Origin of the sequence: Sinorhizobium glycinis (genome assembly GCF_001651865.1) — a bacterium.
Lineage (GTDB): Bacteria > Pseudomonadota > Alphaproteobacteria > Rhizobiales > Rhizobiaceae > Sinorhizobium > Sinorhizobium glycinis.
This window is the reverse complement of record NZ_LPUX01000061.1, coordinates 377,421-401,608: the sequence shown is the minus strand read 5'-3', so window position 1 is coordinate 401,608 and position 24,188 is coordinate 377,421. Positions and strand designations below refer to the sequence as shown.

The window sequence follows — 24,188 nt, the reverse complement described above, 5'->3', positions numbered from 1 at the left end:
CATGGCCTCGTTTGCGGAGTTTTCCGTAATCTCAGAGCCGGATCAGCGTTTATTCTACACCGAACGGCGTGTTCCGACGTCAACTTCTTATAACCGCGAGCGGGCGGTCACCAATAGAGTATTGGGAAAATCTTCCCTGCGGCAGCGCATCGAACCTATGCGCTCCCGGAGCGTTGTACGAGAATGGAGTATGCCATGGGCCGCCGCGATGTAATCGCCATTGGGGGGTCGATGGGAGCAATCGACGCCTTGCAACATCTGCTTCGCGAGCTTCCTTCCGACTTCGCCGCCACTGTATTCGTCGTCATTCATGTCGGCGCGCACGGGAATGATCTGCTCGCTGATATTTTCAACTATCATGTGGAGATTGCCGTCAAAACGGCGGTTGATGGCGAGCATGTCCGGCGCGGTTGCGTTTATGTTGCACCGGCCGACCATCATCTTCTCGTCCTCGACAATAAGATTCGGCTCGGCCGCGGGCCACGGGAAAACCTCTCTCGACCGGCTCTCGATCCGCTCTTTCGATCCGTCGGCCTGAGCTACGGGCCAAAGGCGGTTGGAGTCGTCCTGACCGGCATGTTGAACGACGGAGCGGCTGGCCTTGCCGACCTGAAGCGATGCGGCGGCGTGACCGTTGTCCAAAATCCGTTGGATGCGGTTGCACCCGACATGCCGATGGGGGCACTCGAGGCCAGCGACGTCGACTATCGGGCTCCGCTCACGGACCTCGCCTCGCTGCTCCTCAAACTCACCGGCGAAGCGCCGGGTCCGACTGTTCCGATACCGCCTGATATCAAGCTGGAGGTGGACATAGCGCTCGGTCGCCCAGTCACGCCTGGGGCGATCGACGCGATCGCAGACACCGTACCCCTCTCATGTCCGGCCTGCGGCGGTGTTCTTTCCGAGATCAGGAACCGACCGCCGCTCCGTTTCCGCTGCCAAGTTGGCCACGCCTACACATCCGAGACTCTCGCTACGGAGACGGAGGGCGCGGTGGACGAGGCAATGCGGGTGGCCCTACGGATCATCGAGGAAAGGGTCAAGCTCTGCGAGAAGATGGCGGATGACGCCTGGCGCAGCGGCTTGGACGCGGCCGCTAGGGCAAACAAGCGGCGGGCCGACGAGATCCGAGCGCACGCTGAAACCTTGCGCGGCGCCATTCTCGCTAAAGCCGATGTGCCCGCCGACCAAGTCGACGACGATAAGGAGTAGATGCGAAGGGTAGTGAGAGTTCCGCTCTTCCGCGGTTGCGAGTACTTTTTGCCATCATCTCGGGTAATCACGTCATCAGCGGGACGTGAGATTCTTCGACGGAGGTGAAGCGGCAGCAAACAGGTGTTCGATGAGGCTCTCCCGGCAACGCTGCCTATACGCTCAAGGCGGGCCGGAGAATTTGCCAGCATCGATTTGATACGAGGCCTTTTTGAGGCAGACCTCGGCTGCGCACTGCTGCCGCGGGTCGGAGGACAAGGTGCTATCTGACACAGGACCTCGCGCAAAGGCCGACATTCGATTGTCTCCCGGTTTGTACACTCCAATCACTGCAAGGTCACGATTTTCCGCGCGAGTTTCAGTCTGCGGCGTTCTGAAACGTAAAGTGCGAGCGCTTGTGCTACATTGGGGGCATGGATCACCTCGCCCTCATTGAGGAACACCTGGCAGCGGCGGAAAGGCACGTTGAAGACGGCGAGCGCCATGTAGCTCTTCAGCGCGAGATCGTCTCCAAATTGGAGGGGAATGGCAGTGACACTGCGACGGCGCGTCAGTTGCTCTCAACGTTTGAGGAAACGCTGGCGTGGCATATCGTCGACCGCGATCGGCTCATTCGAGAAAAAGTCATGCAAGCCGCCAAAGCTAATAAACGAATTCGGCACATGCGCTGGTCGCGCCAATAGCAGCTTCCGACTCGAATCCGGCCGTTCTGATTAAATGCTGGCGAAGCCCGCAACGGGTCGATCTCGTCCGTACCAGCCGCCCATCCGAACGTCTTGAAAGTCCGCAATCACGCCGTTCCGGCAGATGAGGTGAAGGGCAAAGTCCCACCCGCTACCGCCGTCGAGAGCCGCGGAGCAAAAGATCGTCTTGTCGCCAATTTAAGACCTTGGCATCGGGCGGCCATGTGTCCGGTTTTCGTGTTGCACCTCCTAGCAGCGGACGGTCGGCTTCCGGCCCCACTCACGACGTTTTCGACGTGGTGTCCCCAAGCGCCCGACAAGCCCGCATTGGCGCCATCGGCAGTAGTCGCCCGAGCTCAGTCGATTCCAAGGTACAGACTTGCAGTTGGCGGGGATTTCGGAAGTCTTAAGGCTTCCGTTTAGACCTCTGGTCATGGTTTTGAGCTTTTGCACGATCACGGCCAGGGCGTCGCGTGCATTCTCCACATTGCGCAGCATGTCCTCGGTAAGCGGTGTTTTGACCGCACCTTCCGGATCAGTGCGTGATTGACGATGCTGAACCCGTTTCTAACTGTCACTGATGCGCCAACCGCTCAGGTTCCCGATACAAGCAGGGGCACAGGCAAAGCATTGTCGGACTCTTCCAAGATGTCGAACGTGTAGCGTCCTTCAGCATTGACGCCGACCGAGTAGCTCAGTCGATCGCGGATGTGGTTGTCTTCGTCGAACGTGAGTACTTTTGGTTTCAACGAGGTGATCTGATTTTCGTCGAGATAGACCGAGTTGCAGATGATGACCTGGTCACCTGGCTGGCAGGTACGCGCTGCAGCGCCATTGAGAATACAGCACCGCGAACCACGCTCACCAAGTATGACGTAGGTCGAAATTCTGGCCCCCGAATTCTTATTCCATATCTCGACAAACTCCATGGGCAGTATCCCAGCTTCCTCGCAGTGGTCTGGGTCCAATGGGATCGACCCATGATAGTTAAGGTTTGCCTCGGTTACAAAGATTCATGCAGCTTGCCAGCGACCAGTTTTCTCATAATCCCACCCCTCAATTTCATCGAGAGCTTTATTAGCGGAGTCATGGATCTGTCGGAAGGCGTTGAGGTGCCACAAAGCGCCGCACCGGCATTTGGGATCCGATCGCCAAGTCATCTATTTCGAAACAAGGTCGTTCGCATGGCCTTGGACGGCGCGGATATTATCATTGCGTGTCACCTCGCTAGGACTGACCGGATCTGAAGCGTTCCACTCATCAAGCATGGCTTTCAGGTCGGCAGGAAAAGTCAGCCCGTACGCCGCGGACATGTAAAAATAGACCCTCGCAATATCCCCACGAACGTCGTCTCTCGGTTCTGCGAGGTCTAAATTTGCATCGATTTCGAAGTCGCATTGGCCATAGACACGCGCCTCACCGTCGATTTGACCGTATGGCAAGTTGCTTCGATCGCCATTCAATTCGCCGATAGCCGGATACAGGTTCACCAAATCGTTGTGAGCGTCTCGAAACCTGGCGTCGTTCGCAAGGCAGCATTCACGAGCAGAACCACAAGCATCAGCCTTTATCCAACAGGTTGGCCCAGTATGAAACTTGTCGAGCCAGAACGCCGGAACGACGTGTTCGACCTCAACCCTCTTGGCACGGTCATTGTCGTTGCGAGGCACGTAGCCGCAATCAGTGGCGTCAAACGTCCTGGCTCGAAGGTCCAATGTGCAGCCGCAATAGAGCGACGCGCTGTCGTCGAGTTGGTTATACAGCAGCCTCTTCGCCTCGTTGTATGACCCCGGATGAGCCGCTCTTCTAAACAGACTCTCTTGAATACGGCTCCAAGTCGAAAGCAAACCGATATCAGGTTCGAGGTAATCGAAATTCGGGTCTTCAGCTTCCTGAGCGTACGCCCGGACGGGACTTGCAAACACAAGTACAAAGAGAGCTACGATGCGCAGAAGCATTACGCTCATCTCCTGAAACGGTTTCCGGCCAGATCTAAGGACATGAGACAGGCTCATTCAGCAGCCGTGCGAGACGCAGACCTGCCCGTCCGAGCTGCTTATCGATCACCGGGATCTGCTTGTCGAAGTATGGATCGTCGAGGAAGTGGTTCGCTGGCGTCTCTGCGAACACCGTCTGAGCGATCTTGTGAGTTTCGACCGCCCATGATGCTGGATTTCCCGCTTGCTCGGCGGTGACATCAGCCGTCTTGAGCCAGCTTGCTTCAAGCCGGTCTACATAAGCGCCCCAAGAGTAGACCTGCCTTTTTATCAGAGTGCTGTCCCAAACTGTGTGTAGGTTCTCGTCTTCCGACTTAAGCCGGTGAAACTCACAGGCATTTCCGCAGGTCTCACCACCGATCCGCGTGGTTACGGCATGACGGTTCATGCCCAGGTCTTCGAGGACGGTATGGGACGGTTGATGCAAGTCGCCGACGAAATGAACAAGGAATTTTAGCGCCTCTGTGCGGGCAAGATCCTCTGATGCACAGTACATTTCCTTCTGAGCACGCGCGATCTCGGCGATGACGCAGTCGCCCTTTTCAGGATCGAGTTTGCAATCACGTTGAGGATCGTAATCGGATTGTCCGATCGGCATCGGCACGAAATGCCAGTTGTAGGTTTTCGGCCTTTCTCCGCGAACGTCATCAGCCCACGTGGAGATCGAACCCAAAGAGACACCGGAGCCCAGCAGTGTCGAAACCATTTCTGCCGCTGAAGCGGTCAGGCGACGTTGCGCGATCTCGGCAACGATCGAGTGCCCCTCCTGCCCCCACGCGAAGGCACTGACCGGCATGATGGCGATGGCCATCAGCGATGTAAAAGCGATGCGCATGGCTGTATCCCCTCAACCAGAGCATGCGGGAGTATCACATCGAAGTTCAACAATCTCAAGACGAGGACCGAAGGAGACAACTTCATAAATCGTCACGGCCCCTCCCGAACAACTGTACCGTCGAAAGCAACAGCATTGTTTGGTAACGCTGCATTAGCAAAGAGCTGGAACTATGGACAACCACCGATGATGGAAACAAGCTTGCAAACAAACGAACTAATTAAGCACCGAGCGCGTGAGTTCGAAGCGGCCGTAGGGGACCTTTTCGCAAATTTGGGATACCAAGTCAGGGCGCAGGTGCGCTTGGGGCAGATGCGGCTTGACTTCGTCGTCAATCTAGGGGGGCCACCGGTTCCCGTCGAAGTGTTGTTGCCTTCCGCCGATAACGCAATGAGCAGGATTCGCGTGGCAGCTGAGCGGCTCACTCGCTACTTGCGACCGAAGCCGCCCTCGCCAATCCAATCATCATAGTTGGCACCCATGTCAGCCCCGAAGCACTGGTCTGGGCTAGAAGCGCCTATACGATCGACATCTGGGACCTAGACCAGCTGCTTCGCAAGGCAGCTCCATTTCCAGCCATTTCTCATAGATTGCGCGAGCTACTGGAAACAGAGCAAGCACGGACAATCGAACACGACACCGATGAGGAAACTGAAGCGCTCATTGGCAAGCTCAAGCAACACTCGGTTAACAAGAACGCCTTAACACCCAGCGAGTACGAAACGCTGTGCATGTCTGTCTTTGTTAAACTGTTTGATCCTCATTTATATGGGTTCGAAAAACAGGCGGAGACTACGGATGGCGGAAATCGATATGATTTCATCTGCAGAATTTCGTCCGGAAGTCCTTTTTGGGATGGGCTACGGCACGACTTTCGAACCCGGGCAATCTTGTTCGAATGCAAAAACTACGAAGAACAAATCGGCGCAGATCAAATCTACTCCACAGAGCGCTACCTGTTTTCGACGGCGCTCCGCACCGTAGGTGTGCTCATTTCGAGATTGGGCCCTAGTCCAGCCGCAATAAGAGCAGCTCAAGGCGCGATGCGAGAGTCAGGAAAGCTGCTCATCCTTCTGTCTAATCGCGATCTGATCGAAATGCTCGGCCTCAGCTCTCAAGAGCACGGGGCGGAAAATTTCCTTGATAAACGCGTGTGGGACTTCATCATCAGCCTTCCACGTTAGGCCGTATGAAATGCGGTCGGCTTGGCGGTGCGACGAGCTGGTGGTAAGCCCACCACCAACATCAGCGCCAGCAAAAGATCTTTTTCGCCGCAGTTTGCCGACTATCTTGCTTTCGGTCTTTGGCTTCTGCCGTTCGAACATAATGACGTTGTCGTGCTCATATAGCTCTCTTCAGGGCGAGTCATAGGGATGAGTTGTTTCTTCATGATCTGCACCGCTAGTAAGCAACTAGTGGAACGATCGGTGACCCGCCTCGGACCAGTCAATGCTTATTCACTAAGTAGCCGGTCGACGGTAGCGGCCATCTCCACAAATTGCCGCCCCAACTCCTGGACTTCAGGGTGGGCCTCAATCTCTCCTGTCGCGGACTCAATAATGAGACGAGCTGCAAATTCTGGGCCCCAATAGGGCTCAGGAACCTCCTGCATCCAGGGCCAATAGGCCGTCTTCTTTCCGCCTGGGATGGAGCGCGCCATATCCTCCAGCTTCTTGCGTGCGGGACTCGCCCCGTCGCGCTCTTTCTCTGGCAGGCGTTTAATGTCGGGCGCTCTCACTCCAAACATTACGTGGTCGTAGCCATCTGCCTGTGCTTCTAGTGCAACCAGGCAATTTGCTGGCCACGTTGTTCGCCTCAGCCCCCAAGGGTAGTACTTTTCGCATACGGAATCGCCCAGCTTATACTCTGAATACGTTTCGAAATCGTCTCGAACTTTCGCTCGGACTTGGGCTAGGACGTAGTCTCCGACGTCAGACAAAACGCGGGTATGTAATGAGTTCTGCGCCAAGAGTATGGTGGCTATTGCTTTTCGTTTCGAAGGATCGTCAAACTCCGCATTAACGGCATCCACGTATGGCCTATACGCTTCGTCGTCCACGTAACCACTCCCGAACTCTGCATCGATGTATTGTATGAAGTCCTGCACAAACGCTTTCGGCTTAAGAGCCTTTATCTGATCTTTGACAGACGCGAGCAGTTCGCGAAGCGATATCTCGCCATGGGATGAGTAATAGGGGACACGGACGACATCGCCATGGGCGCTGCGCTCTTTTTGATCCGACAGAAAGACGAGTATTGGGGTGCGACCTCGTGGATCGGCTTTTAACTCATCCCGATAGTCAGCGAGTTGGTTCACCTGCTGGACTGCCCAAGGTTTGTTTTCGATCCCGATTATGTATTGCGGTGTCTCGATCACCATGTCGATGCGACGGCGAGCGCGGGTCATCGCCTCACGCCTTACCCTCACGGGATCATTCTGCCGCAGTCGAGGAAATCCGATCGCCCGCAGGAGCGCATTGAGAAACAACACGCCCTGTCCATGTGATCCGAGGGGGTCAAACAGTTCGATGATCACTCGGCTGAGCGTATTCTCGTTGGGAGCGAAGAGATCGAAAGCAGAAAATCTCGTCGCGCCATAAAGTTCGATTCCTTCCCTCATTGCGTCGAGTCGAGGGATCGTATGGCGGAAGTCAGCAACGAAGTTGCTTAACTCTCGGCGTTGCGCCCCGTCAAAACTTTTGTCCACGTGCCACCGCGCTTATTGTCGATAAAACGATTGCATCCAAGGACGCGGCGACGTGCGTCAATGGGAACCTCCTCTTAGACTTGTGCGAACAAGTACATTTGCGCAAGCGATTGGTTCGGTCCGCCTCGGGTTTTCCCCCACCGTCGAGAGACGGAAGAGGCGGGACGCAACCCAAAAGCCGAGATTCGCCCCGGTAAAGCGTTTTCTATTTTCACTTGGGCAAAATCGAACAGCGCAAAGCCCTCCGCCGTCACAATCCCGGCTTCTGCGATCCAAGGCTCGAACGCTCCCGGTTCTAAAATTGCTTTAAGATTGATACCAATTGCAAGAGTTGGGGCACGGGGTAGAAGCGTCCTCGCCTCATCTATCCGATATATCTCTCGGTCTCCACTGATCGGCGCGACTCCGAACGGGCCGAGGCCTTCCTCGTTCATCACGTTATCCATCTGGCGGAGCAGGCCGATCGGCAAGCCACCCGGTCGTAGCCTAGACATCAGTATTGCCCCGGTACGTGCTGGGGCTTCTCTTTTCATTCAGCACCCTCCGACGCAAAAAAGGTGGCCTCCTTTCGCCACGAAAGAGGTGCCTGATGTCAGCGTAGTTTTTTTGGCATCACAAATAATGTCGCGAACTGTCAGACCTGCAGGTTGAAAATCGCCTTCGTTTTTTGCGAAAAACCAATCACAGATACAAACATAACCGTGGGCCGAATCGGGCGCGGGTGAGCGATACCGGGGAACAACAAGCGTGAAGAGACTTTTCTGCGAGATTGCCCGAGTAAGTGGCGCGCGTAACCTGTGGCAAGTGATCACCAGATTCTGTGGCAGGCCCTTTTTTCATTGGCAGAATGTCCTCTCTACCGGGCGTCTACCGGCATTCAAGCCAGTAGCAATCGTTCTGGCGACGGCTCCTCTGATCGCAAACATTTCGTTAGTCGCACCGCTATCTTCCCCAGGGTTTTGGTTTCTCTGGTCTGGAAGCGTAACTTCTCTCGTTGCTTTCGCGCTCACGTGGGTTATGTGCCCGGAGTTTATCAAGAGCTACGAGAATTTTGATGCCTACCAGAAAAAAGGCCACTCACCGCGATGGATACTCTGGGAGTTATATCACAATTTTAGCGGTCACTCTGAAATGGAGAGAGTGCTCAAGGAGACGATTGATAAAGGAATTAGCTTTCCGACAGCATCGATCAGAGAGCCCTTGGTCTACTGCGCTGCTCCGATAGTAAAATCTCCTGCCGTAGGGAACATAACGATCACCAAGCCGGTGAACATCAATCGAGACCTTTACGTGCCGTTTTGGGTCGGCGGCCAGCCACACATTATGACAATCCAAGAAGACGATCCAAAAGCAACTGCAAAGGAGCGGGAGTTATTTTGGATAATCTCCTCGCGCTTGCTATCGAGCAGGCCGAAATCGAGGTTTCTCATTTGGCTGCTGTATGTCATCACAGCCGGTCTTTTTATAGTAGCTCTCGTGATAAATATGGCTCAACCGTTTGTCAGATCTGCAGAAGCGCCTCTTTCACTTCAAGCCCGTATCGCGAAAGCCATCTTTGTGCTGCTTGGTGTCTGAATGTCCGACCTGCTTACCTATAAACACTCGATCTCTGTTACCAGTCAGCTCTACTTTTGCTCGGCCCCGATCCGCATCGACTCCTACGATACGTGTCAATTTTCTTGTGTGTATTGCTTCTCACGAAGCCGGGCCCGACGAGCATCACTCAATGGTGTTCACGCGGCAAATGCCGCGAGTCTACAGAAGCGATTTCATCGAATTCGAGAAGGTGTCATACAATCCGCCTTGGATGAGTTCTTGCTTAGGCGGATACCAATTCAACTGGGCGGTCTGCAGGACCCGTTCACACCACTTGAGCGCGAGAATGGTGTCACATTGCAAATCCTCAAAGTCCTTGCAGAGGAGAACTACCCAACATTGATCAGCACCAAAGGTGATATCTTCTTACAGGACGAGTACCTTGATCAATTGACCAAGATGAACCTCGTTTTCCGGTTGTCCGCCTCTGGGGTGAGCGAGCATCTGAGACCAAAAATTGACCGACGAGCAGATAGTTTCCCTCGCGTCCTGGAGAAAATCAGCATTTTAAGAAGCACTGGGATCAAAGTTGCTCTTAGGATCCAGCCCGTAATCCCCTCCTTTGAGGAGGTCGCATTGGATATGGCCAGCCAGGCGGCCAACGCCGGTGTGCATCAAGTTTCGTTCGAGTACTTAAAGCTTCCGTCCGAGGAAATACGTCACGCGATGGCGGGGATGAAAACCAGCTCGGGCGGAAACCTAATAGAATGGATGTCGGAGCTAGGCCTAAAGAAAGTGGGGCCGGATTGGTCATTAAAGCCTGCGGCCAAGGAGCCATTCGTTGTTCGAGCCAGAAAACACTGCCATCGGTTGGGAATTAAATTCGGAGCTGGCGATACGGAGTTCATCCCATGGAGCGATGGAAACGGTTGCTGTGGAAGCTCCGACTTGGTTCTCGACGGAAAGCAATTCGATGCAAACTTTGTTGGCGCTATAAGGCAAGCGACCGCATCGCCTGACAAGGCCGTTCGCTTCCAGAGTCTTGCCGAACGATGGATACCGACATTCTCGGTCGGCAACTACATGGATTACCGATCACGAGTTCCCAAAGCTTTCGTTGAAGGTTCCTCGGACTGGCTTGTTATGCTCCAGCGGCGGTGGAATGGCGGGAAAAGCCCTTACTCTCCCGCGTTCTTTCACGGAATCAGTTCTACAGATGAAAAGGACGAGCTTGGCTTCACAGTTTATGACGCAAAACAACTCGCCGCCGCACTGCGCTAAGCGACACGAGTAACAGCGAATTCCTGAATGACAGCAAGCCCCTCTTCAAGGCTGCTACAAATGCGACTTGCGATAGCATTCACCATTGCATGATCGTGCACATTTCCAATGGCTTCGCGAACTATAACGATGGGCTTGCCAAAGCTGTATGCCATGAAAAGCTCCCCTACCGAACCGACGGAAGCCTTCTCTCCAGCACCAAGCAAATTCGCGAAAACGACATCGGCGCTCTTGATCAGTAGCTTGTTGCGGTCAACGACCAATCGCCCGTGGTTGCGCCGTCGAATGGCACGCGTAGGTCTTTCCTTAGCGATGTAGGCTTCCTGTGTATCGATTGCCCAGCTCGCGGGGTCGATGAACTCGGCTTCAGCAATGGAAGATTTGGCTAATGATCGCCAATCGGTGATCCGCTCAGGTGATTGACCGGTCAAGGGACCTACGAGGTATATCCTCATTTTATCCGCTATCTGCCTCAAGGCTCACGAAGCTCACTTGCGAGCAGGATCGTTCTAACATGGTGCACATGCGGCCAGAAGTAAATGCAGGCGCTGCAGGGAAAATATGTGTTGATGTTTTATGTGGGGATCAACCCCACCTACCGGCACCCTTCTTCTTTGATCCTCTCGGTTATCTGCGAGCAGGCCTCATCCACGTCAAAATCGGTGCCCTGATCCACAACATATCGAACGGAGGTGATTCCAGCCAAATCTGAAGGGATTTTCACGTATTGTCCCTTTGGCACCGCAAAGAAGGACCGCGATCGGCCAATCTTCCCAGCAAACAGGCCGAGTTCAAAGACCGTATTGTCCCTCGGCGCGGATCTCTCCTTGCCTCTACTTCTTACTTTGTCGTCAGGGCTGAAGATCGCGACGGCGAAGTCCATCAATTCCAACTGGACTTCGAGGCTTTCCATCGTGTGGTCGTTGGGTTTGAAGACCCCCTCGGTCCAAATGGTCACCTCCGCGCCGTCGGCAGCGAGCTTTCGTTTTATAGCTTTCGCCACTGAAACGGATTCGGAAGCGCAGGCGATAAAAACATGGGGGACCGTGTTCGCTTGGCGGAGCTTTTTCGAGCGCTCGCGCAGCCTTTCCGCCAGTTCCTTTGCAATCTGACGCCACAGATCAGGGTGGTTGGTGGCGACGGCGGCAAAGTCTTCTTCGTTGATCATCAAGGCCACGGTCGGTGCAGTCGCTGTAACCTGGGCCGAACGCGGCCTGCTTGGATCAATCATCGCCATTTCACCTACGTGCTGCCCGGCGACGCGATTGTTGATGTCATTACCTTTCATGGAAATATTCACTGCGCCCGCCAAGAGGAGGAAAAGTGAATCCGACCAATCGTCCTCCTTGATGAGAACCTCACCGGGCATAAAATTCATCAGTTCGCCCCGGACGAATAGCTCCTCGGCAGCAGCTCCATTGCCAAGGACAATGCGCTGGCCCTTCAGGGCGTCGATCGCCTTGTCCCTTCCTCGATCACCCCCAAATCGACCGAAGACATCCGGCTGAATAATTCTCGTCGGATTCATGACTTTCCCCCTGGGAACGACGGCGTTGGGGTGCTGGCCAGCTGTGGCGAGCAGCATTTGCACGCAGGCCAATCGCGGGTGAGAAGCGCGCCGCCTTGGGTTTGCCCGCGCAACAATTGCTGGGCTTCGATTGTCCACTCGCCGTGGTTTTCTTCCAGCATCTCGTGCCGCCCTGCCCACATTCGATGCGTCGAGTTAGCGGCACGCCCGAGCAAACAATCGACCGCGAGTTCCGCGATGAGACTATTAGTGAACGCAAGTTCGATTGCGCCGTATGGAGCGTAGTGCATTCCGCATGCAGGCTCCTCGACGGCCGCAGTCTCATCGAACTTCGTCAGTTCGAAGGTCGATAGGCCGACATTGTTCACAACGGAGCTAAGGCAGCCGCCCGAAGAGCCGATGGCGACGGCATGCCCGGCCACCCCAAAGGGTTCTGCCCACCCATACACGATCGGAACTTTGCGGCCCGTCGCCTTATGCCATCCGTTCAGGGCCTTGTCCGCTTGGCCACTGCCCGTCGCCGACACGATTAGGTCGGCGTGGGTGAGCCATTCTGCCTTGTCGTCGATTGCGCTTTCGACTGTGTGGATGTGCCCTCTGACAGTCGCATGTGGAAAATCCCGCTGAAGCCGCCGTGCCAGCTCGACCGACTTCTTCAGACCGACTGCAGCGCCACCCAACTCGTGACGAGAGACATTCGCCCATTCAAGATCATCGGTATCAACGACGGAGACATCGCCGACGCCAGCCTTCAGAAGCATTACCGCCACAGTACTGCCAACTGAGCCGCATCCGAACACCACGGCCGATGCAGCAGAGAGCTGAACGGACCGGTGGTCTCTGCCCCGACCATGAACCCACGGCGCATCCGCGCGGAGGACTTTTCTTCTATAGATGATGGCCGTTGCCAGGAGGCGATCAAATGCTATCTCGTCGGGCACATTGCCCCTACGGAAGCCTCTCTCGCGCGTCCGCTTGTCGACTTTTGCCGTCGAGCCGACGACCCGAACGGCGACCAGCCCCGGCCCGGCGCGACCTTCAGCACCGATAATTACCGTCAACGACGAATGATCACCGTTGCCAGACCTGTGAAGCGTGGTCAGACCTGAAGAACCGGCTTTCGTCGCCAATTCCCGCAACCCGTTTCCGTTTTGCGGATACTCAGACGGGAGGGGCGGACTATCGAGCCACAGAAAGCAGGCCCTTTCGAAGTTGAGCTGCCGCTCACTGATGCCATCGAAGCGATGCTTCAACCAGGCACGAAGCTGATCTTCGCTTTCTCCGACGACGGTCATGGAAGTTCCGTGCCATACATAAATCTCTCTGGTTGGCCCTTTTGGATCCAGGAGGCTGTGAACTCGGCGGGGATCGTTGAGGTCGTAGTTCCAGTAGGTCAGAAATTCTTCTTTGAAGTCGCGCTCAATAATCGCCCCGTCGAGCAGTTGATCAATCAAGTCGCAAGAACGAGCCATCAAATTGTCGATGATGTTCACAGGATCTGTGACGTCCATGTCATGCGAGTTCGACAGCAGACAAAGGACGCCATCACTCTCCACATGTGGCCAAGTCAACCGACCGGGATGGTCAACCAGCGCGGTCCTGGCCGCAACGCTCGGGAACCATGGCGACAGAAGCACGTCGATGCGCCTGGTCACATTGTCCTTGAAGACGACCGGTACACGCCACCCCGCAACAAACGGCCGGTCGATGTAGCCTTTCAGGTCGTCGTCGCAAAGACGACTAGGCACACTCCCACATCTAATCGCCAGCCGAGTCTCAATGTTGGCCAAAACGCTTTGATCGTAGCTGTTCATGAACTCCGCCGCTTTGTCACGCATGGCGGTTGCCTCCGCTGTTGCGAACTGCAGCAGCGCTTATGGTAGCGCTCGCGGCCCAAGCGGTGGAGGAAGCTGTGGCAGCAGGCACTGCCTTGTGAGTCGTGTTGCCGCCTGCGCTCAACAGCCTCTCAAGCTCTTCGACATCGAGGTCGGCGATCTTCCCCTTGGGGGAGAACTGGTTCCGGAGAGCGCTGGGCAGCAGGGCCAATGCCTTCTGGCCGACCATCGTTTCGCGACCACCACAATCCGACTGGAGGTCTTCAGAATCTGATACCGCCTTGCTCGTTACGCACCTGACAGACATATCGCCACGTAGCCCGAGGCGGGTGACAGGCGTAGGTCCGAGTTCCACACCAATGGCCAAGCCGAGTTGATGAATGCCTGGAAGCAGTTCTTTGCAGAGCTCGAAGCTGGACCGCAGACCAGCAGCAAGGTGAAGGCTGCTCAAGACCGAACGCGGGTCGTCCGTCTCGTGCGCGGTCCCTTCCGCCACGATGCCGTGAAGACAATCGCCGATAAAGCGGACCTTCTTCCCTTTAAAGTCGTGCTTCAATGTGGCGGCAGACTCATAGCGAATGGCGTGCAGGTTCGAGACGAGCTGACGAACCTGCCCAGTCGCCATGCAGTGACGAACATAATCCGTGAAACCATCGATGTCCGCGAAAACCGAGACAAGAGGCATATGAATGGTGTTTGACGGAACGAGAACCGAGTAATCGATCGTCCAGAGCGGTGGCGTATGCTGGTGGAAGACGAAGTCGGCGTCACGGAAATACGCTTCGGCGGTATTCTTAACTTCGTTGGATAGCGTCTGGATGCGGGCATCCGAAACCGTGATGGGCGCGTTGGGGCTGAGGCCGAACTTCGCATTGCGGACATCAAACACCCTGTTCTTCTGAAGATCGAGTGTGCCCAACGCGTGAAGACCGAGAAGAGCACGTGCACGGTCGCTCAGGTAAATGCCAGGCTCGCTACCGGCTGCCAGCTTCGCCGCGTAGTTTGCCGGATCACCTAAGAACAGCGGCTCAGGCTCAGAACCGCGACCCGAATTTACGGCAATCGCTCTTCCGGTGTCGATGCCAATACGGGTGTCGGTCTTGAATTCCCCCTGATGGACACGCTGCCCCGTGACCTCCACCATTCGAGCGATGGCCTGCGCCATCTCCACAGCCTTCACAACACGAAGGGCTTCATTCTCCGGCCCGGTGGGTGTGACGACGACCGCATGAAGACGCGATCCGTGGAAATCGACGCGCTGCGCCTCGAAATCACGGATAATGCGGTCGCAAGCTGCATAGTGGATGTGCAGAAACTGCAGCGCACGACGGTTGCGAGCCACTGTTTCCCGCTTGGCGTCCTGCAGAACACCGTTGTACTCGGTCAGCTGTATATAAACATGAGCACCATGGACCAAAACGGCCGCATTTTGGGGGATGCGCAGAAGAGGATCACGGAACTGTTTCGCGCGCACCTCGTAGTCCTCGACGCCTACTCCAGCTACAGGCACGGATTGGAGTGCTTTGCGGATGCGATCAGTCGAGCGAATGCGGTTCCATGCCATGTCAGTCCCCCGTCGTTCAGCGACAACACGATCTTGCCTGCACCGCCCTTGGCGAAGCAGTCCACTAAAATACTTTTGGTGTCGATATGGGCGTCGGATAATGCCGTGCTTCGTCGCTCGACCTAACGGCTCAGCGACGTCGACACATTGACCCAGCTGTATGCTGCGCCTTATAGTGGGTATTACGCGTCGATACGTCAAGAAATACGACGCATAAAATTCAAATTAGACAAAAAATTGTGAGAATGGCTGTGGAAAACTCGGATGACGCGCCTCAGAAGTGGCCGCTTCGAAAGCGTTTGGAGTTTATCGACTTCCGCCTTTTTTGGAACGGCCGCGTGAATCGCGGCGATATCCGGGACACTTTTGACATCTCTGTTCAGCAGGCTTCGTCAGACCTCGCCCATTATGAGCGGCTTGCCCCTCGAAATATGGTCTACGATAGAGGGCAAAAGACATACGTCAGGACCGACACATATCATCCGGCACTGATCGAACGCAGTTCCGAACGCTTCCTCCTTCAGCTTGTCGCGATTGATAGCGGGTGGATGCAGCGTGAAGAGACGTGGTTCGACCAGTTGCCTCCGGTTGATGTGACCACGTTAAAAAGGCGTCCTACGGGTTCCCGCGTCCTGCTTGAAATCCTGGATGCTATTCGCAATCACACCCAAGTCGAGATCGGTTACCGTTCTTTGACCGAAACCGCCGACGCAACTCGAACCATAGCGCCGCACGCGCTCTTTTATAATTCGAGTCGTTGGTATGCCCGAGCCTATTCTGCCGATCATGAGGACTTCCGAGATTACAATCTCAACCGCATAGGAACAGTCCGCAAGGTGGGAGGAATCCCAGCGGACAGCGATTTTGATTATGAATGGGTCCATACCGTCGATCTGGAGATCGGCCCCAACCCCGAATTGCCGCCGATCCAACAGGAGGGCGTCGCGGCCGAATATGGAATGACTGATAACAAGTTGCTCCTACCAGTTCGCCTCTCGATGGCATTCTATCTGATGTCGGAGCACAACCTGGACGTGGACGTGGGTGTGCTGCCAGCCGCCAAACAACAAATTGTTCTCCTAAACCGACCGGATGTCGATCAAGCTCGAAAATCATTCCGTCAGTTGTCGAAGCAAGCTATCAAACGGGCTTTGGGAAAATGACCCGTCGCCTCGGAGTTGTGCCTCCTAAATGAGTATCGAAGCGATTTTTCTGTACGGCAGTTGGGCCAGAGGCGATCAAGGTGAAAAGTCCGACAAAGATTTGTTGATGGTGACCAACGAAGCGCGTGGTTACCATGTAACAGATGGCCACCATTCGATGACCTACTATCCTTTGTCGACGCTTAAAGAAAAAGCGGTTCTCGGAGACCTCTTTGTCTACCACATCGTCTTGGAAGCGAAGAGCGTCCTAGATCCCAACGACGTCTTGGGGCTTCTTCGCGGTCTATTCAAACCAAAGGCGAGCTATCAAGCTGAGATTGCACACGGAGCGGATATGGGGTGGTTCCTTGTCCACCACCACCATTCTCTATCCGAGGGTTTGGCCGCAAAGCGGATAGCGTGGTCGGTTCGGACGATCCTCATCGCAAAATCAGCAATGAGAGGTCGTCCAGTATTCGCCCCGGGTAAACTCGCAGCGTTTTCGGGTTTTAACGGAACAGAACTGCTGATCGCGACCAGGCACGGAAGCTTCTCGGAGGAGACCATAGGCGCCTTACAATCTTTCCTCGAATTCGAGGGGCTTCGCGATCCTCTCGGTCCACCGGCCAGTGAAAATGTTTGGCGGCATCACTTCGCGCAAACCAAGAACTTTGTCGGCGTCCAGCTATTAAAGAGGCTTAGCGAGCAGGTTTTGTCCTCGCCCTACGGCTGACTTGAGGCGTTGACCCCGCTCAAGAATGCCATGGTGGAAGTCGAAGCAGTCATCGCGATCCCATAGCCACCCAACAGATTCAACACTCCGGAGAGGCGCGGGCCGACGTGAAAGGCATCAATGCTGTCGAAAATACAAAGCCAGAGTCCTCGTGCGTTGACCATTCCAGAGGCGATCAAGCCGCCGATGAACGATCTCCAAGTGCAACGATTGAATCTTGTTTTTCTATCCCCCGCCTCCACCCGCGAGTAAAGCCACGGCTTATGCAAGCTTTCGCTGTCCGGAGCTGCTGTCTGAGATGGCCGCAATCCGCAAGGAGCGTGGCGATCGTGACACGTGCATTGCCCTCGTGAAATGACAGTGCTTCTTCAATCGGATCAATGATTTCTTCCGGCAACGATTGGGCGGCAAGCATAGGCAATCTCCTCCTTAGAGGCTGTGTATTAGCAATGATGGATGGGCCCGTATCGGTCCGCAGCACCTGATCTGACGGAAATGCACAGTTCAGCCGCTTGTCAATCGCCAGCCGCCCCAAAAAAACGTTGCTAAATAATTGTTAGGGGCTGGTGAGATAGGGAATGCCTTTCGAACAGGCAAACAGTATGTCCTCTCTTAAACTCACTACCGACTTAGCGTTATCTGCTTCAACGATTCAGAAAACAACAGCCGAACAGCTTGCTGCAGCTATTTTACATCTCGAAAAGTTTGAAGGACTTGATCCACAATCACCGTTCGGTGGAGGTGACGGAGGAAAAGACATCCTTTGCTATAAAAATCAAATCGAGTTCGTTACTGCCGTGTACTTCCCAAAAGGCGATGTATCCTTCTCGAAAACGAAAAGAAAATTCACCAGCGATCTTAAGGCATCTTTAGCGCACAAGCGACGGGGCTTTATCTTCGTCACGAACCAACACTTGACACCGAAAAACCGCAAAGAGCTTGAGGAAATAGCGTTCACAAATGACAAGGTTTGCTTGATCTATCATCGTGAGCGAATTCGAATCGTCCTCGACTCGCCACAAGGCTACGGAATACGAGTGCAGTATCTTGGCATTCCGATGAGCGAGAACGAGCAGCTAGCTTATTTTTCTGCCGACAGTGACCGAGTCGCTATTGCCATCGATGCGAACACAAAAGCAATCAGAGATCTTACCCAAAGGATTGGTCGTCTCGGCTCGCAGCAAGCCAAGATCGTGGCGGAATCGCTTTATGCGGTTGCAGCTGTGATGAATGGGGAGGCAACAGATGTTCGCTCGATCGCCGACGGTATCATTGCAGTTAGCGCCGAGACCAACGAAAGTATTTCCTCATCCCTATCACCCGCTCTCATCTGCCTAGTGCACCGTATACTTCTGGGCGAACTTCCTATAGCCGGACGATATCGAGCATCCCAGGTTTGGCTTGTAGATCCAGTTGGAAAGCTAGCTGCCCGTTTCGAACCCCCGTCATGGGACCAAATTCCATCGCTTCTTTTGAAGCTTACTGAAAGCTGGAATAGGGAATACGATCAGGTCAAAACTCGTCCTGATGATGAAAAGTTACTAGCTATCGCTAAATTCTTTCGGGAACTGATCTTCATCCATCCGTTCTTAGATGGGAACGGACGTGTAGCTCGACAACTTCTAGCGCTTCAATGCCGAGAGCTTTTGAACCTCCAAGAGGACGTGTTGATCGATAAGGGCGTTCCTTACTACCAAGCGCTTAGAGCTGCGGATGATAGCAACTTCGATGACCTGGTCTCTCTCATTAGAAAGGCGGTCCTTTCCGCTAGGTGAGTCAATAAGCAGCTCGATTCACTTGCGCTTCCTTCCCGTTATCTCGTTCGCGTGTTCGAGCCCCAACCTCGCTCACCTGCTTGATGGACAAAGGGGGAAGTTGTTCTCCCGTGAGCTTCCTGAAATAAATGGAACGCCCCAGGGATGAGTCCGCGACCAAACCAGTTTCGGTGGTTCACTCACATTAAAGTGTCCGTCCAAGCCGCACGCGCTGTCAGGTTCTCGAAGTCAGTTCGCGGCGGCTGAGCCGACAAAAACGACTGCTCTTCCTAACCTTTATAAAGCTTGATGCTCTCTGGCTTACCCCGAATGCGGCGACCCCTTTGTCGAAGGCGCTCTCATTGAAGTCGCCGTGGCGCACACCGGGTTAACTGGCAATCCTGTCTTAAAGTTCGTTAAACCTCGCAGTGTTTTGCCTCCATCCCTGCCGTTGAAGACCGCAAGACGTTGGGCTATCGCTAATTGAGAACTTTGGGGGGATACATGCCGACACTTGCACCTAACGTGATCAATCGCGTCGATAAGCTCCCAAAGCCTTCGAATACTGCCCAAGCTATGCAGCCACTCTTCGAGGCGGTGAGCAACGCCATATTCGCGATAGAAGATAGTCAGAATTTGCACCCCAAGCACGACGGCATTGTCGATATTTACGTCAAGGGCCTGAGCAACCCCGACAAAATCGATGTCGAAGTCATCGACAATGGAATTGGTCTGGATGGGAAACGCTATGATGCCTTCTGTCAGCTGGATACTGACTTCAAGAAAGAACGGGGTGGCAAAGGCGTCGGAAGACTATTCTGGCTCGATTCGTTCAGTGATGTCCGGATCGAAAGCAAATATCTCGATGCCGACGCATTCCACGACCGTGGATTTGCCTTCCTCTTGAGCAACGACGAACAGCTTCGCGAGGACGATCAACGGCTGTATCTATCTCGTGTAAGGAACACCGGCACAGTCGTCGCCTTCAAGGGTCTCCGCGAGGAGAACTATCGCAAGCAATTTCCTGCGAGCGCGGAACTGTTCAAACGATATTTCAGCGCTCATTTCATAGCCGATTTCCTAATGGCGAGAGGGCCGAAGGTTCGTCTCGATATCGACGGCGAGGACACCCGGTACCCGGAAGCGGTGTCCGATCTGGTGGTCGGAAAAGCGTTCGAGGCAAGCACCGACGAGCACAAGGAATTTGGCGTCCTAAATATCATCGGCTTCACCTGCAAGCCCGAAGCCAGCACGGGTCTGGACGGGATGCATCAACTTCACCTCCTTGCCGATGGGCGGAATGTTGAACCCCGCAAGATTGACAAGCTCTTGGGTATCCACCGGGTTCGGCGTGATGGTCACACGGACCTAGTCTTCCACGGGTGCATCACGGGCGAATACCTGAACCGGCATGTTAATGAGGGTCGGACGGCCTTCAATTTGGCCGATTCCAAGGTGAAGGAGCTGATCCGGTTCTGCACTGAATTCATCAAGGAAAACTTCCTGACTGAACAGATTGCGGAGTATTCCGACGCTCGGCGCGAGGACTATCGCGACTTCGTTCAGCGATATCCCATCTACGATTTCGCGGACGAGGATACGCAGTTGGATCGCGTGCCTTTCGGTGCCCGCAGTGCTGAGGAATTCGCCACCGGCTTGGTCAAGTATCAAATCCGCCGGGACGAGGCCCGGCAGAACGATATCGAAAAGGTTATCAAGCTCCTCGAAGAGGGGCAGAGTGTTTCCGAGAAGTTTGCAGAGACCGTCATCAAGGCTGCGCAGGAGGTCCAGAATTCGGAGCGGTTGGCCCTGGCACAGCATGTCGTGCGCCGAAAACTGGTGTTGGAGTTGCTGGAGAGGCTCATAAGAAGGATAAGGGATCGCGGGGACAAGGAGGAGGATTTCCATCTGGAAAGCACTCTACACTCGCTGATCGTCCCGATGCGTCTTAACGGCAGCGATCCCAGCAAGGTAGAAGCAAGCGCCCACGACCTCTGGATTGTGGACGAGCGGCTGGCTTTCACGCGCTCCTTCTCCTCTGACCAGCGATTGGCTGAGACCTTGAAGAGCGGAGGGACTGACATTCGACCTGACCTTCTGGTCTGGAACCTTGCCCATGGACTTGGCGTAGTAGATCCGTCTGATGATAACGAGGAATTCGACGCGTCGGAGCCGCTGCGCAAGGCTATGATCGTTGAATTCAAACGACCTGGCCGGACGCAGTACAAGAAGGTCGAGGACCTTCTGGAGCTGCAGATCACGAAATATCTGCGTCAGCTGAAGAACGGGGAGATTGAGACGTTCAATCGCCAAAACGTCCGCATCGCCAAAGACTGCATCTTCCATTGCTACGTCGTGGCGGACATCAGGGGCGACCTGAAAGATCAGTTGGATGGCTGGTCAACCACGGCAAACGGCGAAGGTCGCATTCGAAGCCTGGACAATGAGTTCAAGGGCTCGACCATTGAGGTCATCCAATGGCAAGATCTGGTGAATGACGCTTGGGCTCGAAACGTAGCAACGCTTCATGCGGCGGGGCTCAGCCGATCGCAGAAATCGAAGCCATAAATTGGCCCCCCGTTCTTTGGGAAGCTCATGCGATCCCGAATGTGATTGTTCTCATCGAACGTCAGAATCTTTGGCTTCAGCGACGTAATCCGATTCTCATCCAGATAGACCGAGTTGCAGATGATGACCTGGTCACCTGGCTGGCAGGTACGCGCCGCAGCGCCATTGAGAATGCAGCACCTCGAACCACGCTCACCAAGGATGACGTAGGTCGAAATTCTGGCACCGGGAGTTCTTGTTCCAGATCTCGACGAACTCCATCGGCAGTATGCCAGCTTCCTCACAATGGTCAGGATCCAGTGTGATCGAGCCATGATAGTTGAGGTTGGCTTCGGTTACGTAGATTCCGTGCAGCTTGCCGGCGACCAATTTTCTCATATTCCCTCGCCTCACATTTCATCGAGGGCTTTATTAGAGGAGTGATGGACCCATCGGAAGGCGTTGAGCTGCCACAAAGCGCCGCACCGCCCTCTCGGAAAACGCATCCGGCTCCGAGCGCGGACACCATGTTGGTGGGGCTATACGTTCGCAAGGTCGCTCAGCTGGTCGAAGATATCCCCGACGATTTCTCTGGCTTCTACATAGCGCTTCTCCTGCATCAGCCTTGCTGCCTCGGCGAGGCCCCTATGATGCGTCAATCTCCTGTCCAATTGTTGAATTAGATTATTGAGCGATCGCTCACGGACTTCGACCGAACGAGGTTCGATTTTGCCATCTGTCGTCATGCGTTTCTGAAGAATCTCGTTTAGGTACGGCATTAGCGAAATGGGGTGGGAATGCCCCATCAATTGCGCGGCAGTAATTAGGACCGTATTCGCCCAACTAGATGTAGGATCACATTCGATTCCACGTTCGGCTAGGCGGTCGAGCTGAAACTCGATTACCTCAGTGATGTACTTAGCCCGAAGGCGATGAATGTTTCCCTTTTTGATTCCTGCAAGCCGGAAAAACTTTCCGAAAATACGTGTGACGCTGTCCGGATGGAGTACGTCGCCGCGCTCAGATAAGAATACGAAACGATCGTTACGCCTTTCTCCGGAGAGTTCATTGGCGATAATCTGGAGCCGCTCAGAGTCCTCGGCTATGTACTCCGCCGTTCGAAGCGCGAGATCGCCAGGTACACGCAGGCGTGCCATGCCGCGATTCTTTCGCTCGACCCATATTTCGAAGACCTTTAGTTGTCCCGTATCATCAAAAAAAGACTGAATGTCATGGAATGGCGGAAGATGGGACTCCTTAATCTGAAGCAACTCGCTAACTCGCGCTCCCGTGAAAAGTGCCCAGTCCATCATTAGCTTGTTACGAACGCTGTTGCGTTTATGGGCTTCCACAACCTCCCCTAGTCGCAGCACTTGCTCCGAGGTGGGCGTGTTGCGCCTGCCATATGTGCTTTCCTGACCCCCACCCGTCAGCGTGGACACCCATTTTGAGTATGTCTTGCCATACTTGCCAGCGACCAGAACCTCCTCGCTCGATATGGGAAACACGTAGTCCTGACTTAGGCCCGGATAGTCCTGCTTTGCGGCAACTTGGACGTGGTTCTTGAGGAAACCCACGGACTGTGCCCACTTCAAAAAATCGTGCACGGCCGATAGGCACTCGTTCTGACGTTTGACTGTTGACCTCGCGTGTGAGGCCATCTCTGCTTGCCAAGCAACAAGGAAGTCATCATTCACCTGATCGTACGGAACCTTGAATTTCCGCTGAAAGCGACGGAATGGCCGTAGCTTTTTCACGGTCTCCTCGACGCTCGAAACCGCCTTCCTGCCTTTGAACACAAGGTACCGAGCATAATCGGCGACCCAATCGTCCATTCCGTCCAGCCAGACAAGTGTCGGGACGTCTTTGGTTTGCGGCCGTTTCGCGCGAGCAATGGTGACCGGTATTTTGAGAATAATGCCAGCTGAACGATGTGTGGATAGGTCAGCGACGTTCGTGTCGTCATCCTCCAGTCTGGGCGTTGTGCTGACCATCTTTAAGCGATGTTTTGCCTCCCAAAGCGACAGCGCTTTCCTCAGCCGAGTACTGGTCGTGAGTGTAGACGTCGAGCAGCCAATCTGATCCGAAAACCATTCGCGAGAGAACCGCCCATTGTATGCTGGTACCTCGGCCGGATCACAGACCTCCAGGATCGCGGTCAGCGCAGCATAGAATAGATCACTCTTCGACTGGTTTGACGTCGATGGCCCTTTTGCGACCGCGATGTCAAACGGACTCCATTCGGTGTCCATATCGTCAATCCACCAGTTGAAGCACACTGCCTCTTCCCACAAGCATCTGCTTCAATCGGGCGACCTCAGCCTCAAGCTTCGCCACTTCACCCCGCAGCCTTTCCGAGAGCTGCTGTTCAACAATCAAGTCCCGCCGGGCAGCAGACAATTCCTCCCTATCCTCCTGGTGCTTCTTTAGTTCGCTTTCTAGAATCACCTGGTATTCGGCTTGCTTAACCTCGGCGGCGCGCCGTCGTGCTTTTTGCGTCTTGTATGTGCGTTTTTTCCGAGCGGGGTTGGTCGCTGCCTCAACCTTCGGGTTCGGCTTATACACTGCGGTTTCGGGCTTCAGCCCAGCTATCAGCTCCTTAATCTCCTTGACGATTGGTCCATAAGTCTCGTGGGTTGTTCTGAATTCCCGACGGGAGCCGATCCCCTTGATACCAAACTCTTTACAGGACCACCCTACGGCATCGCTCTGAGACTTGGGGTATGTGATCCCCTTAGGCACACCGGTCTCGTTCCACCGGGCAAAAAGCGCTTTCATCGCCTCGAATTCCGGCATTTTCGACATAACAGTCCCCAATCAGCTTCGCGGAAAGA

General features: G+C 54.6%; 20 protein-coding genes and 2 pseudogenes. 8 read left to right on the top strand and 14 right to left on the bottom strand.

The window, feature by feature from the left end:
• Positions 1 to 195: 195 nt before the first annotated feature.
• On the top strand, positions 196 to 1,212 hold the full coding sequence (locus tag AU381_RS17415) for a chemotaxis protein CheB (RefSeq protein ID WP_064242990.1): 1,017 nt from the start codon (positions 196 to 198) through the stop codon (positions 1,210 to 1,212).
• A 326-nt stretch (positions 1,213 to 1,538) separates the two neighbouring features.
• On the opposite strand, the gene AU381_RS29800 is transcribed toward AU381_RS17415, so the two are convergent.
• The 4 genes and pseudogenes from AU381_RS29800 to AU381_RS17395 all read right to left on the bottom strand — a co-directional run bounded on the left by AU381_RS29800 (position 1,539) and on the right by AU381_RS17395 (position 4,727).
• Complete coding sequence (locus AU381_RS29800; RefSeq protein WP_156528626.1) at positions 1,539 to 1,697, bottom strand: hypothetical protein; 159 nt, start codon at positions 1,695 to 1,697, stop codon at positions 1,539 to 1,541.
• A gap of 791 nt (positions 1,698 to 2,488) precedes the next feature.
• Positions 2,489 to 2,940: pseudogene (gene panD / locus AU381_RS17405) on the bottom strand (aspartate 1-decarboxylase).
• Positions 2,941 to 3,055: 115 nt separating this feature from the next.
• A complete protein-coding gene (locus AU381_RS17400; protein WP_162273433.1) occupies positions 3,056 to 3,853 on the bottom strand; it encodes an endonuclease in 798 nt (265 codons plus the stop codon).
• 34 nt (positions 3,854 to 3,887) lie between these two features.
• Positions 3,888 to 4,727 (bottom strand): S1/P1 nuclease, encoded by an 840-nt coding sequence (locus AU381_RS17395; protein WP_064242988.1) that lies wholly within the window; start codon positions 4,725 to 4,727, stop codon positions 3,888 to 3,890.
• Positions 4,728 to 5,317: 590 nt separating this feature from the next.
• Here AU381_RS17395 and AU381_RS17385 point away from each other — a divergent pair.
• Positions 5,318 to 5,911, top strand: a complete 594-nt coding sequence (locus AU381_RS17385) for a hypothetical protein (RefSeq protein WP_064242986.1) — start codon at positions 5,318 to 5,320, stop codon at positions 5,909 to 5,911.
• Between the two features lie 269 nt (positions 5,912 to 6,180).
• On the opposite strand, the gene AU381_RS17380 is transcribed toward AU381_RS17385, so the two are convergent.
• Both AU381_RS17380 and AU381_RS17375 read right to left on the bottom strand, forming a co-directional pair.
• Complete coding sequence (locus AU381_RS17380) at positions 6,181 to 7,434, bottom strand: PDDEXK-like family protein (protein WP_064242985.1); 1,254 nt, start codon at positions 7,432 to 7,434, stop codon at positions 6,181 to 6,183.
• A 74-nt stretch (positions 7,435 to 7,508) separates the two neighbouring features.
• The gene (locus tag AU381_RS17375) at positions 7,509 to 7,967 is read right to left on the bottom strand and encodes a hypothetical protein (RefSeq protein ID WP_156528625.1); all 459 of its coding nucleotides are present in this window, start codon (positions 7,965 to 7,967) and stop codon (positions 7,509 to 7,511) included.
• Between the two features lie 214 nt (positions 7,968 to 8,181).
• Here AU381_RS17375 and AU381_RS17370 point away from each other — a divergent pair, with 214 nt between their 5' ends.
• Both AU381_RS17370 and AU381_RS17365 read left to right on the top strand, forming a co-directional pair.
• Positions 8,182 to 9,009 (top strand): hypothetical protein, encoded by an 828-nt coding sequence (locus tag AU381_RS17370; protein ID WP_156528624.1) that lies wholly within the window; start codon positions 8,182 to 8,184, stop codon positions 9,007 to 9,009.
• Complete coding sequence (locus tag AU381_RS17365) at positions 9,010 to 10,251, top strand: radical SAM family protein (RefSeq protein WP_156528623.1); 1,242 nt, start codon at positions 9,010 to 9,012, stop codon at positions 10,249 to 10,251.
• Here AU381_RS17365 and AU381_RS17360 read toward each other — a convergent pair.
• From AU381_RS17360 to AU381_RS17345, 4 genes are all read right to left on the bottom strand, one after another.
• Complete coding sequence (locus tag AU381_RS17360) at positions 10,248 to 10,706, bottom strand: nucleoside 2-deoxyribosyltransferase (protein WP_064242981.1); 459 nt, start codon at positions 10,704 to 10,706, stop codon at positions 10,248 to 10,250. The genes AU381_RS17365 and AU381_RS17360 overlap by 4 nt on opposite strands.
• A gap of 140 nt (positions 10,707 to 10,846) precedes the next feature.
• Positions 10,847 to 11,779 carry a TIR domain-containing protein gene (locus AU381_RS17355; RefSeq protein WP_064242980.1) on the bottom strand — a complete coding sequence of 311 codons (933 nt, stop codon included), beginning with the start codon at positions 11,777 to 11,779 and terminating at the stop codon, positions 10,847 to 10,849.
• Positions 11,776 to 13,617: a ThiF family adenylyltransferase gene (locus tag AU381_RS17350; RefSeq protein WP_064242979.1), complete on the bottom strand. Its 1,842-nt coding sequence runs from the start codon at positions 13,615 to 13,617 to the stop codon at positions 11,776 to 11,778. Before AU381_RS17350 ends, AU381_RS17355 begins: the two co-directional genes overlap by 4 nt.
• A complete protein-coding gene (locus AU381_RS17345; RefSeq protein WP_064242978.1) occupies positions 13,610 to 15,178 on the bottom strand; it encodes an adenylate/guanylate cyclase domain-containing protein in 1,569 nt (522 codons plus the stop codon). The genes AU381_RS17350 and AU381_RS17345 overlap by 8 nt, the downstream gene beginning before the upstream one ends.
• A 245-nt stretch (positions 15,179 to 15,423) precedes the next feature.
• Here AU381_RS17345 and AU381_RS17340 point away from each other — a divergent pair, with 245 nt between their 5' ends.
• Together AU381_RS17340 and AU381_RS17335 are read left to right on the top strand one after the other, a co-directional pair.
• A complete protein-coding gene (locus tag AU381_RS17340) occupies positions 15,424 to 16,341 on the top strand; it encodes a helix-turn-helix transcriptional regulator (RefSeq protein WP_064242977.1) in 918 nt (305 codons plus the stop codon).
• Positions 16,342 to 16,369: 28 nt separating this feature from the next.
• Complete coding sequence (locus AU381_RS17335) at positions 16,370 to 17,053, top strand: nucleotidyltransferase domain-containing protein (protein ID WP_064242976.1); 684 nt, start codon at positions 16,370 to 16,372, stop codon at positions 17,051 to 17,053.
• Between the two features lie 175 nt (positions 17,054 to 17,228).
• Here the strand turns inward: AU381_RS17335 and AU381_RS28720 are convergent, their stop codons facing one another.
• Positions 17,229 to 17,468 carry a hypothetical protein gene (locus AU381_RS28720; RefSeq protein ID WP_082910109.1) on the bottom strand — a complete coding sequence of 80 codons (240 nt, stop codon included), beginning with the start codon at positions 17,466 to 17,468 and terminating at the stop codon, positions 17,229 to 17,231.
• Positions 17,469 to 17,631: 163 nt separating this feature from the next.
• On the opposite strand from AU381_RS28720, the gene AU381_RS17330 reads away from it, so the two are divergent.
• Both AU381_RS17330 and AU381_RS17325 read left to right on the top strand, forming a co-directional pair.
• Positions 17,632 to 18,828 carry a Fic family protein gene (locus AU381_RS17330; RefSeq protein ID WP_064242975.1) on the top strand — a complete coding sequence of 399 codons (1,197 nt, stop codon included), beginning with the start codon at positions 17,632 to 17,634 and terminating at the stop codon, positions 18,826 to 18,828.
• A gap of 483 nt (positions 18,829 to 19,311) precedes the next feature.
• Complete coding sequence (locus AU381_RS17325) at positions 19,312 to 21,375, top strand: ATP-binding protein (protein WP_064242974.1); 2,064 nt, start codon at positions 19,312 to 19,314, stop codon at positions 21,373 to 21,375.
• Here the strand turns inward: AU381_RS17325 and panD (AU381_RS17320) are convergent.
• The 3 genes and pseudogenes from panD (AU381_RS17320) to AU381_RS17310 all read right to left on the bottom strand — a co-directional run bounded on the left by panD (AU381_RS17320) (position 21,333) and on the right by AU381_RS17310 (position 24,159).
• Positions 21,333 to 21,753: pseudogene (gene panD / locus AU381_RS17320) on the bottom strand (aspartate 1-decarboxylase). The gene AU381_RS17325 and the pseudogene panD (AU381_RS17320) sit on opposite strands and share 43 nt — an antisense overlap.
• Before the next feature lie 140 nt (positions 21,754 to 21,893).
• On the bottom strand, positions 21,894 to 23,606 hold the full coding sequence (locus AU381_RS17315) for a tyrosine-type recombinase/integrase (RefSeq protein WP_064242973.1): 1,713 nt from the start codon (positions 23,604 to 23,606) through the stop codon (positions 21,894 to 21,896).
• A 4-nt stretch (positions 23,607 to 23,610) separates the two neighbouring features.
• Positions 23,611 to 24,159 carry a hypothetical protein gene (locus AU381_RS17310; protein ID WP_064242972.1) on the bottom strand — a complete coding sequence of 183 codons (549 nt, stop codon included), beginning with the start codon at positions 24,157 to 24,159 and terminating at the stop codon, positions 23,611 to 23,613.
• Positions 24,160 to 24,188: the final 29 nt, after the last annotated feature.

Coding starts and splice junctions, on each gene's coding strand:
- AU381_RS17415 (WP_064242990.1), top strand. CDS start 196: ATGGGCCGCCGCGATGTAATCGCCATTGGGGGGTCGATGGGAGCAATC.
- AU381_RS29800 (WP_156528626.1), bottom strand. CDS start 1,697: ATGGCGCTCGCCGTCTTCAACGTGCCTTTCCGCCGCTGCCAGGTGTTC.
- AU381_RS17400 (WP_162273433.1), bottom strand. CDS start 3,853: ATGCTTCTGCGCATCGTAGCTCTCTTTGTACTTGTGTTTGCAAGTCCC.
- AU381_RS17395 (WP_064242988.1), bottom strand. CDS start 4,727: ATGCGCATCGCTTTTACATCGCTGATGGCCATCGCCATCATGCCGGTC.
- AU381_RS17375 (WP_156528625.1), bottom strand. CDS start 7,967: ATGAAAAGAGAAGCCCCAGCACGTACCGGGGCAATACTGATGTCTAGG.
- AU381_RS17365 (WP_156528623.1), top strand. CDS start 9,010: ATGTCCGACCTGCTTACCTATAAACACTCGATCTCTGTTACCAGTCAG.
- AU381_RS17360 (WP_064242981.1), bottom strand. CDS start 10,706: ATGAGGATATACCTCGTAGGTCCCTTGACCGGTCAATCACCTGAGCGG.
- AU381_RS17355 (WP_064242980.1), bottom strand. CDS start 11,779: ATGAATCCGACGAGAATTATTCAGCCGGATGTCTTCGGTCGATTTGGG.
- AU381_RS17350 (WP_064242979.1), bottom strand. CDS start 13,617: ATGCGTGACAAAGCGGCGGAGTTCATGAACAGCTACGATCAAAGCGTT.
- AU381_RS17345 (WP_064242978.1), bottom strand. CDS start 15,178: ATGGCATGGAACCGCATTCGCTCGACTGATCGCATCCGCAAAGCACTC.
- AU381_RS17340 (WP_064242977.1), top strand. CDS start 15,424: ATGGCTGTGGAAAACTCGGATGACGCGCCTCAGAAGTGGCCGCTTCGA.
- AU381_RS17335 (WP_064242976.1), top strand. CDS start 16,370: ATGAGTATCGAAGCGATTTTTCTGTACGGCAGTTGGGCCAGAGGCGAT.
- AU381_RS28720 (WP_082910109.1), bottom strand. CDS start 17,468: ATGCTTGCCGCCCAATCGTTGCCGGAAGAAATCATTGATCCGATTGAA.
- AU381_RS17330 (WP_064242975.1), top strand. CDS start 17,632: ATGCCTTTCGAACAGGCAAACAGTATGTCCTCTCTTAAACTCACTACC.
- AU381_RS17325 (WP_064242974.1), top strand. CDS start 19,312: ATGCCGACACTTGCACCTAACGTGATCAATCGCGTCGATAAGCTCCCA.
- AU381_RS17315 (WP_064242973.1), bottom strand. CDS start 23,606: ATGGACACCGAATGGAGTCCGTTTGACATCGCGGTCGCAAAAGGGCCA.
- AU381_RS17310 (WP_064242972.1), bottom strand. CDS start 24,159: ATGTCGAAAATGCCGGAATTCGAGGCGATGAAAGCGCTTTTTGCCCGG.